Annotated in this window: 12 protein-coding genes; 10 read left to right on the top strand and 2 right to left on the bottom strand. The window is 52.0% G+C overall.

Translation table 11 applies throughout. The annotated features are described in order from the left end of the window. The 9 genes from PSCS_RS04745 to PSCS_RS04785 all read left to right on the top strand — a co-directional run. The coding region (locus PSCS_RS04745; protein WP_157885624.1) for an IS256 family transposase at window positions 1-604 on the top strand (604 nt) is incomplete at its 5' end. Window positions 605-646: 42 nt separating this feature from the next. Continuing rightward, on the top strand, window positions 647-3,688 hold the full coding sequence (locus PSCS_RS04750; RefSeq protein ID WP_068810655.1) for a TonB-dependent receptor: 3,042 nt from the start codon (window positions 647-649) through the stop codon (window positions 3,686-3,688). 134 nt (window positions 3,689-3,822) lie between these two features. Then, entirely contained in the window at window positions 3,823-4,764 is a 942-nt protein-coding gene (locus tag PSCS_RS04755; protein ID WP_232790080.1) for an energy transducer TonB, read from the top strand. A gap of 110 nt (window positions 4,765-4,874) precedes the next feature. Continuing rightward, the gene (locus tag PSCS_RS04760; protein WP_157885625.1) at window positions 4,875-5,888 is read left to right on the top strand and encodes a hypothetical protein; all 1,014 of its coding nucleotides are present in this window, start codon (window positions 4,875-4,877) and stop codon (window positions 5,886-5,888) included. 142 nt (window positions 5,889-6,030) lie between these two features. Further along, window positions 6,031-7,185, top strand: coding sequence for an alpha/beta hydrolase family protein (locus PSCS_RS04765; protein ID WP_068810658.1), 1,155 nt, complete (start codon window positions 6,031-6,033; stop codon window positions 7,183-7,185). A 48-nt stretch (window positions 7,186-7,233) separates the two neighbouring features. Continuing rightward, window positions 7,234-7,902, top strand: a complete 669-nt coding sequence (locus PSCS_RS04770) for an SOS response-associated peptidase family protein (RefSeq protein ID WP_068810659.1) — start codon at window positions 7,234-7,236, stop codon at window positions 7,900-7,902. 52 nt (window positions 7,903-7,954) lie between these two features. Beyond that, window positions 7,955-8,389, top strand: a complete 435-nt coding sequence (gene umuD / locus PSCS_RS04775) for a translesion error-prone DNA polymerase V autoproteolytic subunit (protein WP_068810660.1) — start codon at window positions 7,955-7,957, stop codon at window positions 8,387-8,389. After that, window positions 8,386-9,642 (top strand): DUF4113 domain-containing protein, encoded by a 1,257-nt coding sequence (locus tag PSCS_RS04780; RefSeq protein ID WP_229694578.1) that lies wholly within the window; start codon window positions 8,386-8,388, stop codon window positions 9,640-9,642. Before umuD ends, PSCS_RS04780 begins: the two co-directional genes overlap by 4 nt. Window positions 9,643-9,771: 129 nt before the next feature. Then, entirely contained in the window at window positions 9,772-10,476 is a 705-nt protein-coding gene (locus PSCS_RS04785; protein ID WP_068810661.1) for a hypothetical protein, read from the top strand. 41 nt (window positions 10,477-10,517) lie between these two features. On the opposite strand, the gene rnk is transcribed toward PSCS_RS04785, so the two are convergent. Beyond that, window positions 10,518-10,892 carry a nucleoside diphosphate kinase regulator gene (rnk, locus tag PSCS_RS04790; RefSeq protein WP_068810662.1) on the bottom strand — a complete coding sequence of 125 codons (375 nt, stop codon included), beginning with the start codon at window positions 10,890-10,892 and terminating at the stop codon, window positions 10,518-10,520. 303 nt (window positions 10,893-11,195) lie between these two features. Between rnk and PSCS_RS04795 the strand changes: the two genes are divergently transcribed. Continuing rightward, the gene (locus PSCS_RS04795) at window positions 11,196-11,558 is read left to right on the top strand and encodes a DUF488 domain-containing protein (protein WP_068810663.1); all 363 of its coding nucleotides are present in this window, start codon (window positions 11,196-11,198) and stop codon (window positions 11,556-11,558) included. A gap of 13 nt (window positions 11,559-11,571) precedes the next feature. Here PSCS_RS04795 and PSCS_RS04800 read toward each other — a convergent pair whose 3' ends face one another. Then, window positions 11,572-12,516 carry an MBL fold metallo-hydrolase gene (locus PSCS_RS04800; RefSeq protein ID WP_068810664.1) on the bottom strand — a complete coding sequence of 315 codons (945 nt, stop codon included), beginning with the start codon at window positions 12,514-12,516 and terminating at the stop codon, window positions 11,572-11,574. Window positions 12,517-12,649: the final 133 nt, after the last annotated feature.

A 12,649-nucleotide genomic window follows, 5' to 3' on the forward strand; every position in this document is an offset into this window, starting at 1 on the left:
ACAGAGTTGGCGTGAGGTGTTGCTTGATCTGAAAGCCAGGGGAATGAATACACCCAAGCTGGCCGTTGGTGACGGAGCGATGGGGTTTTGGTCGGCGTTGGATGAGGTGTACGGTGCGACCCGGCAGCAACGGTGCTGGATGCACAAAACAGCCAATGTGCTGAACACGGCCCCCAAGTCAGTACAAGCGAAGATGAAGCAGGCGCTTCATGATATCTGGCAGGCGGCCACGCGAAATGAAGCCGAGGCGGCTTTTGAGAAGTTTGAGTGCATGTACGAGCCAAAGTATCCGAAAGCGGTGCAGTGTTTACACAAAGATCGTGATGAACTGATGGCGTTTTATGATTTTCCTGCCAAGCACTGGCAGAGTTTGAGAACGACCAATCCTATCGAGTCGACATTCGGTACGATCCGTCACCGGACGAAGCGATCAAAGGGCTGTCTAAGTCGAGACGGTATGTTGCACATGATCTACAAGTTGGGGGAATGTGCCCAGAAGAAGTGGCGCAAGCAGCGCGGGTTTAATTACCTGGCCAAGGTGGTCCAGGGTGTGAAGTTCAAGGATGGTGAAGAGGTGATAACAGCTGACCAGAAAGTCGCTTGATCAAATGTCTGAACACCAGATTTGACAATAACTCTGGCAGTAATGCTGACCAGTGCAACTTCCCTACCTGCAATCGCTCAGAATGCAGAATCCGAAACCGAAACCGAAATCGAAGAAGTGATTGTCACAGGGTCATTGATCCGGGGGACCCCTGTGGATCAGGCTTTGCCCGTTGAGGTATTTAACGCCGCCGAGCTGTTGGAAACTGGCAGTCCCTCTGCACTGGAGTTTGCCAAGACCTTGACCGCAGGTGGTCCAATCACTGGTGAAGCATACTACTTCGGCGGATCCGGCAATACCGGTAACGTCAGCTTCAACCTTCGCGGTATTGGTTCGGATAAAACACTGACACTGTTCAATGGTCGTCGAACCCCACAGAACTCTTCGATCTTCCCTTCTACTGTCACTTCGCGCGTTGAAATCCTCAAGGATGGTGCAGCGGTAACCTATGGTGCGGATGCAACCGGCGGGGTGGTGAACTTTATTACGGATAATTCCTATGAAGGTTTTGAGCTGGGCAGCTCATACAAGGGGGGCTTTGACAGTGATGGGGACTGGAATGTCAATGCCAAGGCTGGTTGGAATATTGAGTCGAGCAATATTCTGGTAGCGGCAGAATGGGATCATCGATCCCGGCTGCAGACCAAAGAGCGTGATTTTGCCAGCTTGCCTTACGGTGTTAACCCGGCACCCTGGTCAGGCTTGACCAACCTGGCAGGCTATGTGCCACGCGCTGGTTTGCCGGCTGAGCCTGGTTTTACTGCCAACTCAGAGTGGGGCTCGCCACTGGGTCTGGTTTCAGATTTCACCCAGGAATCATGTGAAGCCGTTGGTGGTGTGTACGTCAATGCTTATACCTGTAACTATAACTATATTCCGTATTACAACATCGTGGAAGACAATGACATCTTCCGGCTGTTTGGTCAGTTTACGACCGACGTGTCAGACTCTCTGGAGTTTTATGCGCGCACCGCCTGGAGCCGGGTTCATACACCGGAAGCTTACGGCTCTCCCTCTCAGCCAGTCGTGCGCGGTCCGGCACAAACCTCGGGGTTGACCTACCAGCTGTATGTGCCAGCGAATAACCCGTATGTGGCTGAGTTTGCTCAGCGGACAGGGTGGGCTGATAACCCACTATATGGACTCACTCAGGGTTATACGCCAATTACTTACCGTGCTTTTGCGCACGGTGGTAATGACACCTTTGCTCAAGATGGTTTGCACAGTACACCCAACTCGCATGATAACCGTTATTGGCATGTATCAACCGGCTTCACTGGTGAGCTGAATAATGGCATTGGTTGGGATTTCGCTGTGACGTACAACCAGGTGGATCTGCGCAGCACTGCCCCGGATATCATGGGCGCACGTATGCAGGAAGCGCTGTACGGATTTGGCGGGCCTGATTGTGAGGCGAACGACCTGAATCCGGATCGTCTGGGTACACAAAACCCAGCTATGGCCGGTGTTGGTGACTGTATGTACTGGAACCCCTTTGCCAGCAATTTTGCCAGTCAGCCAGAGTTTGGGTTGGCAAACCCCAGTTACGATCCGAATGGGGCTAACCCGCAAGCGTTAAGAGAGTGGGTCTTTAATGATCGTTACGGTGAAACAACCGACTGGAATGTGACAGTTGATCTGGTTTTCAGTGGGGATACCGGTATCGAGCTGGGCGGTGGCAGCATTGCCTGGGGCGGTGGCTTCCAGTTCCGTGACAGTCAAAACCGGGAGACAAATCCGGATCCCATTTATAACGGACAAACGCCCTGCTTCTGGCCGGATCAGCGTCCTCTGGATACAGATGATCCGGAGTATCTGGGGTGTACACCTGATGGACCTGGCCCGTTCTTCTTCTTTGGTACGGATGAGCCAGACTCCACCTCGCAGAAACAAGAGTCAGCCTTTGTTGAATTTAACCTGCCCGTACTGGATAACTTCTTTATGGCAGTAGCTGCTCGTCATGAGCGTTTCAGCGGTGACCTGGATGCGACTGTGTACAAGGTGTCTGGTAAATATGAACTGACTGATAACCTGTCGTTCCGAGGTTCTTATGGTACCAACTATCAGGCACCCGGTGCGGGTGTTAACCCTGGTGAGGTTAATGTGGGCGTCAACAGCTATACCATTGCCGGTGGTGACTGGCGTGGTGCTACCACTGTCACAGCGACAGGTATTGAGCCTGAAACAGCGACAGTCTGGGGCACAGGTGCTATCTGGCAATCGCAGGGCTTTGATGCCAGCCATGACTTCCAGTTGATCATTGATTACTTTGATATTGAAACCGAAGACGAGTTGGGCCTGCTGGCTTCAGCAAACACCATTGCTGACTCCGTTTTCTCAATTGCTCCTTCCGGCTCAGGTAGTGTACCCACTGACCGTACGGCGTTGGCGGATTGCTCTCACCCATTGATTAATCGTATCACTTTTAATGGTGGTGCTTGTGAGCAGGGCGTAACAACAGCCAATGACTTCTCCAGTATTACAACGGAGTACGGCAATGGTCCTGGTCAGCATACAGCGGGCTTTGATGTACAAGCCAACTATAGCTTCCCGGCTTTTGCTGGTGATATCCGTTTGGGCCTGACACTGACGAAGGTGGAAACCTTTGAGTTCAGCGAAACCGTTCTGGATGGTTACCAGTTGGATCCGGGTGATGAACGCCTGGGTACGCTCAACTTCGCTACAGTGGCGCAGTCAGCCCCTGAATGGCGTGCTAACCTGAACGTCAACTATGGCTTTGGAGATCATAATCTTCGCTTTGTGCTAGGTTATATTGATGGCGTGAAAGATGAGCGCTACTACAATGACGACGGCAGCATCAATGAGGCGAGTCTCGTGCCAAGTGGTGTTCAACCAGGTACCTCCAGCCCGTTTGAGGCTTCGTACTACGGTGTAGACCCAGGAGCCTGGGTTGCTGGCGACTTGCACTGGGTCTGGGATCATGAGTGGGCCAGCTTCACGGCCTCTATCGTGAACATTACGGATGAAGAGCCACCTGCCTCACGTCAGGAGTTTGGTTACGATCCCCGTATTGGTAACCCGCTGGGTCGTACTTTTGAGGTCGGTATCCGTAAATCTTTCTGATACAACGGATCAAACCCTTAAAATCAACGGCGAGTCACAGAGATGTGGCTCGCCGTTGTTGTATGATGATACCCATAATTGTAAAAAGCAGAGGGATAAAGGTGTATTCGTTTTCAGCGCACTGCTTGATTCTGATGGGAAAGCAAAAGAACAATTTTAAATATTGTATATGCAGCGCACTTCTCATGATGTTTTGTACTCATACCAGTCTAGCTCAGGATAATCCAGACGCTGAAGATTATGAAACCGCAAAATATACTCAGCAAGGCAGGCCTCAAATGTCAATTTCCCGATTACAAGAGGGTTGGCTCATATCGAGTTACATGGTGGGTGCAGATGGCAAAATCGATGATTTCGTCATATTGGATTCATCGGGTTTGGCGGTGTTTGAAAATGAAGTTCGGCATTCAATGGATGACGCAGTGTTTGCACCTGCGAAACTCAATGGTGAGCCAGTCGCATCTGCATTCCGGCAGCAACATATATTAGCCTCAGGTGGGATGGTCGGCAGTCCGGATTTTGCTAAAGACTTTAATGCTTTCAGCAATGCCCTGAATGAAGAGGAATTCGACACTGCATCTGCGATCCTTGAAAGAATGGGGCAGCGTCGAATTCGGGGAAACTATGAGTTTGCACTGTTGAGTCTTGGACGTTTTCAGTTAGGGCTTGAGCAAGAGATGCCTCTCAGTGAACAGATCATACATCTGTACAGATCTTTGGCTTATACTGGAAATGTGGTTGAAACACATAACGATTATTTCCTGCCAAATGATGTTTCAGAAAGGTTTGTTGACGTATTTGAGCGGGTGGAAGGTATTCAAAACAGCGACCAGGTCTATGCAGTGAATGGCCAGCTATCGGAAACGGGGGCCTGGTTGTTGCCGTTATTTAAGCGCGGGTTCGGTATCACTGAAGGGCATGAGTTTATGGAGCGAGCTCAATTACGTTGCGGTGTGGGTAGTTATAATGTGGCTTTGAGCCCCGATGCCGATTACCAGGTTCCCGAAAGTGCTAGAGATTGTGCTCTGCTTATGCAGGGCGAACCCGGTGCAAAGATCTCCTTGGTGCAATTTTGACTTGTATCAACAAGCGGGTGATCGAGACGTTTTGTGACAAATTGGGAAAGCCAGCCCTCTGAAAGCTGTATAAAATTCTGATCGTCCAACGAACTGAGATGAGGTGGTCAATGAGACGAATCAGGTGTTTACCGTTATGCCACATGGCAGTGACGGTCTTTCTTGCGTCAGGTTTGATGATAACGCAGGCGCAGGCTGAGATTCCCAGGCTGGCTAATGGCAGGCCGGACTTTCAGGGGTATTGGACTAACGAGACAGAGACGCCCGTAGAGCGGCCGGAGCAGTTTGCCGGACGTCAGACAATGACGGTAGAAGAGGCGGGTGCATGGCGGCCAGGGTCCGCTGCCGGGCTGACCGATTTGACAGATGCTGAAAGCGGATTCCTGGATCCGGATCGAGGGCCACCACCGAAAGGCGCGCCGATTGCGCTGGAAGCTGACTGGTATTTCTCTACCGGCTATGTGGCACGAGTCGATGGTGAATTCCGGACGTCGCTGATCATTGACCCGCCAGATGGCCGGATACCTTACGCAGAAAATGGTCGAGGCAGAGATTTTGTCTCGCAGGCATTGGCCAGAACCGGGCTGGATGCCTATGCCGGACCCGAAGTGCGGCCGACCGGTGAGCGCTGTCTGTTGTCGGTGCTTTCGACAGCGGGCCCCCCTATGTTGCCGATGTCCTACAACAGCAATTACCAGATCGTACAAACCGATGACTATGTGATGATCATGGCGGAAATGGTGAATGATGTCCGTATTGTCCGCATGGGTGACGAGCACCTTGATCCCGCGCTATATCGCTGGATGGGGGATTCCATCGGTTATTGGCAAGGCGATACGCTGGTTGTCGAGACTCGAAATGTGCACCCGCAGCAATCCTTTCGTGGCTCATCGGCCGAACTGACAACCACAGAGACATTCCGCTATGACATTGAGGGGCAGATAATTTATCGGGTGACGATGAATGACCCGCAAGTTTACGGTCAGCTCTGGACAGCAGAAGTGCCCATGCGTCGCATGGAGGAAGGCAGCCAAATTCACGAATATGCCTGTCATGAGGGTAATTATTCACTGGCCGGAGCCTTGGCCGGCGCGCGCCGCAAGGAGAGAGAGGAGGCACAATAACCCCAGTTGAATGCGTGGGATGTTCGGGTGGTGGCATTTTTATCAACGCTGGTCGACCAACGATTGCACCCCTAAGGTGTATACGGTATCTATTGGATTGCATCAATTCACCGTCAATAACAAGAACTAGGATGGTATCGCCATGAGACTACTGAGAAACCTGTTGCTAAGCATCATTGTCATTGTGGGTATTGTCGCAGTGTATGTGCTTAATCCGGATTTACCGGAACCGCAGGGGGAGCAGAGTGCATCGCTTTATGAACCAGGCAGCCTGGGTGTTAGCAGTGAAGCGATTGCGCTGACAGATAACAGTCGACCCACCATGGCCAATGGTACTTACGAAGGTAGCGATTCACGTTTGCTGGAGGGCTATGTCTGGTACCCGGATGAGACTGAAGCGGGACCTTTCCCGCTCGTGGTTTATAGCCATGGTTATATGTCGTCGGTCGATGAAGCAGATTACATGGTCGATTTTCTGGTACCCAAAGGTTACGTGGTCGTCGCGGTAAATTACCCGCTGAGTAACGGCGCAGCTCCGGGTGGGCCCATTGTCACCGATGTCATTAACCAGGCAGGTGATGTGTCCTTTGTGATTGATGCGTTGTTGACGAGAAATACGAGCGCCGGAGACAGTCTGCAGGGCTTGATTGATCCTGAGCGTATTGCGGCAGTGGGCTTATCTCTGGGTGGTCTGACCACACAGCTGGTTGCTTATCACCAGACTGAGCGTGACGAGCGTATTCGCACCGCCGTCTCAATTGCCGGACCCAGTGCGATGCTTGAACGTGAGTTTTTTCAAACCAGCGATAACCCCTTTCTCATGGTCGCGGGCACTGATGATGCCATCGTGCCTTATGACATGAATGCAGAACCGATGCCCGAAAAGGTCGATAACAGTTTGTTGGCGACACTGGATGGTGGCAGTCATGTTGGGTTTGTCACCATCGCCAGTACCTTCCTGCGCTGGTTTGATCATCCGGACGCGCTGGTTTGTCCCATGCTGCTGTCCGGTCTGGAAAATGGTGGTGAGGGACGTCCAGAAACGATTCTGACACCTGATGCTGCGATTGGTATTTCCAATACCGTGTCAGAGCCTTGTCCTAACGAAAACTTCAATCGTGCGATGCGGCCGGGGCAGCAACAGATGTTGACCCGGTTGGCTGTCTATGCGTTCCTGGAGAGTTCCTTTGCGGAAGAGGCGGCGCAGCGGCAAGACATGCGAGAGTATTTGAACACCGGGCTGGCACAGGAGAACAGCGGGGTTCAGGTTCTCCAGGCCGGTACTGCGATTAATTGAAAGGGGGCGGCGGTTTTATTTTTCACGACATTTTACGGGCAGGACATTATGTGTGGCAGATTCAACCTCCTGGACAGTGAGGAAGTGCATGCGCTTGGCGAATCACTCGAGATAGATGCTGACGATTTCAGGTTCTCCCGGGATATTTCGCCCGCCTCGGTGATTTCCATTGTTCGGGCGAATGAGGCGGGGCGCTATGTTGCTGATGCCATCTGGTGGTTGAAGCTGGACCAGCATGGCAAACCTAACCCCAGGGTAACCTCGTTTAATTCGCGAGCAGCACGTCTGCACGAAGAACGCTACCTGGGTTACAAACCCTACCGCCAATCACGCTGTCTGATTCCGGCCAGTGCGTTTGTGGAGGGGCTGGGTGACCGCAAGACTTACCATAAAATTGAATTGCAGGGGCAGGCGATTGCCTTTGGCGGCTTATGCCAGGAGTACGTTAATACCAGTACCGGTGAAGTGGTCACCGGGGCCAGCATTATCACGCTGGGCCCGCTAGCACAGTGGCGGGATATTCATCCGCAATCCATGCCGCTTATGCTGCCCTGGGATGATGCTGACCTGATACAGCGCTGGCTGGACCCTGGTAACAGTCATGTGGCGTCGTTTGAGCCATTGCTCAAACCGGCTGTGAGTGTGACGCAGCGAGTGGTGCGCATTGATAAGCCCAGTCAGTGGAATGAGATAGGCGAGCCATTTTTCTTTTCATGATTCCGTCTATCTGATACTGTATATAAATACAGCATTATTGTCCCGTAAAATCATGAACTCCCAACTGATCGCACAAGCTGGCGTTTTCGCCAGGAAACTGTTGCCGCTGCAGCTTGAGAAAGTCTCTGCCGGCTTCCCGTCTCCGGCCCAGGATTATATTGAGAAAACCCTGGACCTCAATGAGTTGTGTGTACGTCATCCGTCGGCCACATTCTATGTGCGCGCAGCAGGCGACAGTATGCGCGGCGTGGGCATTTTCCCGGGTGATGTGCTGGTGGTCGACAAGTCGCTTGCCGCCCGGCATGGCGACATTGTGATTGCCATTGTTGATGGTGAGTTCACGGTCAAAGAACTGGCGTTAAAACCGCGTCCGGCCCTGCTGGCCAGGAACCCGTCCTATCCACCGATCCGGCTGGAGGCTGAAAGTCAGGTAGAAATCTTCGGTGTGGTCACGCACGCCATCCGTGATTTCAGGGCCAACAAATGAATCACCTGTTTGCCCTGGTGGACTGCAACACCTTCTATGCTTCCTGTGAAAAAATTTTCCGCCCGGACCTGGATGATCAGCCCGTGCTGGTGTTGTCCAATAATGACGGCTGCATCATTTCCCGAGATCGGGTCGCCAAGACCCTGAATATCCCGGAGCTGGTGCCTTTTTTTCAGGTTAAAGCCAGGGTCGAACAATTGGGGTGCCATGTGTTCTCTTCCAATTATGAGCTCTATGGCGATATTTCCGCCCGTGTCATGGCTGCACTGGCACCTTATGCTGCTGCGCTGGAAGTGTATTCCATTGATGAAGCATTCCTGCAGGTCAGAGCAAAGGATTATCAGGCTCACGGTACAGCAATAAAGGACATGCTCTGGCGGGATGTTCGTATGCCGGTGTGTGTGGGTATGGCGCCGACTAAAACGCTGGCCAAACTGGCCAATCGTGCCGCCAAGAAAATTCCCCGCCTTAACGGGGTTTGTGTGCTGGATACGCCGCAGAAGTGGGAGTGGTTGCTGGCGCGCATACCTACAAAGGAAATATGGGGTATCGGTAGCCGGCTCAGTGAACGGTTGAAAATGCTGAATATTCATAATGCACTGCAACTGGCCAGGGCTGAGAAAAAGTGGCTTCGGAAGAAATTCAGTGTCGTGCTTGAACGAACGATCAGTGAGCTGAACGGCCACCCCTGTCTGGACCTGGATCTGGAGCCGGCGCCACGTAAAGAGATCGTTTGTACCCGCAGTTTCTCATATAAAATCACCCGACTGGATGAGCTGCAGCAGGCGATTGCCAGTTATGCCAGTCGCGCCTGCGAGAAGCTGAGAATGCAGCAGGGGCTGACGCAGAATATCTGGGTCTACCTGGAGAGCTTTGATAGGCAGGTTGGCTATTTTAATCGTCAGGTGGTGAAAGCCTTGCCGCACCTGAGCAATGATACCCGGCAGATTTCCCAGGTGGGGCAGCAGGCCATTGCCGAACTGTATCAGCCGGGGTTGCGCTACAAAAAGTGCGGTATTGGTCTGCTGGATGTGAGAACGCAAACTTATGAGCAGGTGGATCTGTTTAACCCGCAGCAAACAGAGAGGTCCCGTGCCTTGATGACTGTCATGGATAACATCAATCACCGTTACGGCAAGCAAACCGTTCAGTTGGCTGGAGCGGGGATTGAGCCGAAATGGTCGATGCGGCGAGAATACATGTCGCCGCGTTATACCACGCGCTGGTCTGATATTCCTGTAGTAAAGTGTTAGTGCGTAGCTAGAACGGAGAGTGCATAGCAAGAGCGGAGTTAGCTGCGGTGTTAGCGTTATCAGGAAGCTGCTAAGATGATTTATATAAAAGCAAACCAAGAATAAAAACCAAAAAAAGAGGGCAGTCCCATGAAAACCCATGCGTCATTTCTGCTGGCCATACTGTTATGCCACACACTTGGGGCCTCTGTGGCCAGTGCGCAACTGACCGAAGGCGAGCCGGAAGATTTTGCCGGACTGACTGATCCGGTGCGGGTGGTGCATATTCTGGATGAGCCTCGCCATCGCACCGTATATCAGCAGCAAAATATCCGCTTGCTGGATATTCAGATTAACCCTGGTGATACCACACTGCCGCACACGCACGACAATCCCATTCTCTATACCTTTATCAGTAATGGCGAAGGCCTTTTAGGCGGACGCTTGTCCAGTGCCACCCGATATGTGGAGGAGTCCTACACGCACCGGGTGACCAATGAGGGGCCAGGGCTGTTTCGCATTGTTGCCCTGGCCAGTTTCGCCGAGCCGGCTAGTACCGGTATCGACGATTTGCCGAGTGGGTTGCCATCAGAAGCTGAACTGGAGAATGACTGGTTCAGAGCCTGGCGTATCACCCTCCAGCCCGGTGAGCGCAGCAGCGAAATCGAGCATGTGAATCCGGCGTTTGTGGTGCAGGTTTCCTCTGAAGGGCGGGTGCATGTCGAACGCAAAGACGGTGTCACTGCTGAATTGCTTACACCGGGGGACTGGTCAGCGCCGGGGCAGGGCTATGTGTTATACAACCCTGCATCGGAGCCGGTGGACCTGGTGGTGAAAGAAGCGCGGGTGCCTTAGTAGCCACAGGCACTTGTGTCTATCTATCATCGTAATGGCGACTATTGCACAACCTTGTCTATACGAACCAGTGTGCTTCTGTTGCGCTCCAGCGGCCACTCTATTTCCTGCCCAACTGACAAACCAATCAGTGCGCTGCCCACAGGCGTCAGAATTGATAACAGCTCAGCTGATCTTGCCTCCTGAGGGTAAACAAGTTTGTAGGTAAATGATTTTTGTGTGGATAGCAGCGTGAACATGACAGTCGCGTGCATGGTCACGACATTGGGTGGCATCTTCGCTGGATCGAGAATTTCGGCCCGTTCCAGCTCATCTGCCAGGCGGACAGTCGCTTCGGTGCTGGGCAGTTTGTCCAGCATAATATAGAGGCGGTCATAATCGGTTGTAGAAATCACAATTCCGGGTTTCGTTAACATGTGTTATTTACCTGTTTTTATACCGTAGACGGCAATCAGCGCCAGAGCCGCGGCCTAGGATAGTCACAGGCAACGGCTGGCGAGAATTCGTTAAGGGGCGATCGAGCAATACGTTGGGGGTGATGGGGCAATTAAGGCAGAGTCGTGCTTAATCGCCCTTAAATGACTAAGGCGATAACGACAGTTGCCTGCCGTGCGGTAGACAAAAATGTAAAATTTCGTGTTAGCGATCGTATCAACATGAGGTTAAATTATCACGAAAGCCTGTATGTCACCAGCAGTTGAGAAAATCAGGAGGGCAGGATGGTACAAGTGGCTGTGAAACGTGTTTATGAAGAGCCGCATGATAACGACGGCGCTCGTGTCCTGATCGATAAATTATGGCCTCGTGGGGTTCGAAAGGACCAGCTGGTTATGGATGCCTGGTATAAAGAGGTCACACCCAGCTCGGATCTTCGCAATTGGTTCCACGAAGACCCGGTGGGACGATGGCCGGCATTCAGAAATGCCTACCTGCATGAGTTGGCGCAATGTAAAGCGCAGGCAGAGGCGCTTTTGGAAGAGCAAAAACAGGACAAGGTGACGCTGCTTTATGCGGCTAAGGATAACTCTCGAAATCACGCGATTGTATTGAAGGAATACCTCGATAAGCTGAAGCTGGGATAGTGTTGCTTGAGAATCAGCGATCTTCCATACGTCCGGAGCCACCTAATTCGTAGTAAATGACCGGAACGAAATCTTCCACTCCCCAGCCAGGGTCATTGGTCCATTCCGTGTCATAATCAGCAGTGGGGCGTGCTGCTATTACTTCATCCAGCTTTTTTCCTTCCCGGATCATACCCAATACTTGTGCTTGTATGTCGAGGATCATATCTCGGAATGCCACGAGTGTCTCGCGCCCAACGACTGCCAGGCCGTGTCCAGGAATGATTTTGGTTTCAGGACCGGCAATCTCGATGGCCATGTTGATAGCTTCAATGGTACCTGACAGACTTCCACCGTTATACACATCAATAATCGGGTAGCTGGTCGTTCGGTATACATCGCCCAGATGAAGGACATCGGACTGTGGAAAATAAACAAAGATATCTCCATCTGTGTGCGCTGGTGGGACTAAAAACGCCTGAACTTCCTCGCCGTTGAGGTGAAAGCTAAGTCTGTCATTGAATGTCACAACGGGTCTTGCTGATTCCGATTGTGGAGGCACAAATGTACCGCCGTTTCTGGGGAATCGGTTCCGCTGTTCAAGAAACCGGTGGCGTGTATTGTCGGATGCAAATATAAGTACACCCATTTCCGCCAAATGCTGGTTGCCGCCGATGTGGTCGATATGAATGTGAGTGTTGATCAGGAAGCGAATATCAGCGTCACTGACCTGCTGAACGGCAGCGACGAGCTTGTCCGAAAGAGGTGCAAACAGGGAGTCCACCAGCAGTACGCCTTCAGGGCCAACCATGGCGCCTATGTTTCCACCTCCACCTGGCCGCTGAACCATATAAACGTTGCCAGAGACATGCTCAATGGAAAGGTCGACCCCAGTGAACTGGTTTTGGCTATAGGTAAGGTGCGGGACGCTCAACAATAAAAGCGTAGCAGTTGTAAATAACAGTGCTTTGGCGAACATGGATGTTTTCTCCCGCTTTTTATGAACGCTTAGTGCTCAGTCGAGCTTACAGGATTTTTATCTAGCCTCCGAGTTTCAGACACAAAAAAGCCCCGCTAGTGCGAGGCTTTTATGTATCTGGTGCCCGGAGGCG

Source organism: Pseudohongiella nitratireducens (assembly GCF_001642735.1).
GTDB classification, from domain to species: Bacteria; Pseudomonadota; Gammaproteobacteria; order Pseudomonadales; family Pseudohongiellaceae; genus Pseudohongiella; species Pseudohongiella nitratireducens.

Coding starts and splice junctions, on each gene's coding strand:
- PSCS_RS04785 (WP_068810661.1), top strand. CDS start 9,772: ATGAAAACCCATGCGTCATTTCTGCTGGCCATACTGTTATGCCACACA.
- umuD (WP_068810660.1), top strand. CDS start 7,955: ATGAACTCCCAACTGATCGCACAAGCTGGCGTTTTCGCCAGGAAACTG.
- PSCS_RS04795 (WP_068810663.1), top strand. CDS start 11,196: ATGGTACAAGTGGCTGTGAAACGTGTTTATGAAGAGCCGCATGATAAC.
- PSCS_RS04750 (WP_068810655.1), top strand. CDS start 647: ATGCTGACCAGTGCAACTTCCCTACCTGCAATCGCTCAGAATGCAGAA.
- rnk (WP_068810662.1), bottom strand. CDS start 10,892: ATGTTAACGAAACCCGGAATTGTGATTTCTACAACCGATTATGACCGC.
- PSCS_RS04755 (WP_232790080.1), top strand. CDS start 3,823: ATGGGAAAGCAAAAGAACAATTTTAAATATTGTATATGCAGCGCACTT.
- PSCS_RS04765 (WP_068810658.1), top strand. CDS start 6,031: ATGAGACTACTGAGAAACCTGTTGCTAAGCATCATTGTCATTGTGGGT.
- PSCS_RS04770 (WP_068810659.1), top strand. CDS start 7,234: ATGTGTGGCAGATTCAACCTCCTGGACAGTGAGGAAGTGCATGCGCTT.
- PSCS_RS04760 (WP_157885625.1), top strand. CDS start 4,875: ATGAGACGAATCAGGTGTTTACCGTTATGCCACATGGCAGTGACGGTC.
- PSCS_RS04800 (WP_068810664.1), bottom strand. CDS start 12,516: ATGTTCGCCAAAGCACTGTTATTTACAACTGCTACGCTTTTATTGTTG.
- PSCS_RS04780 (WP_229694578.1), top strand. CDS start 8,386: ATGAATCACCTGTTTGCCCTGGTGGACTGCAACACCTTCTATGCTTCC.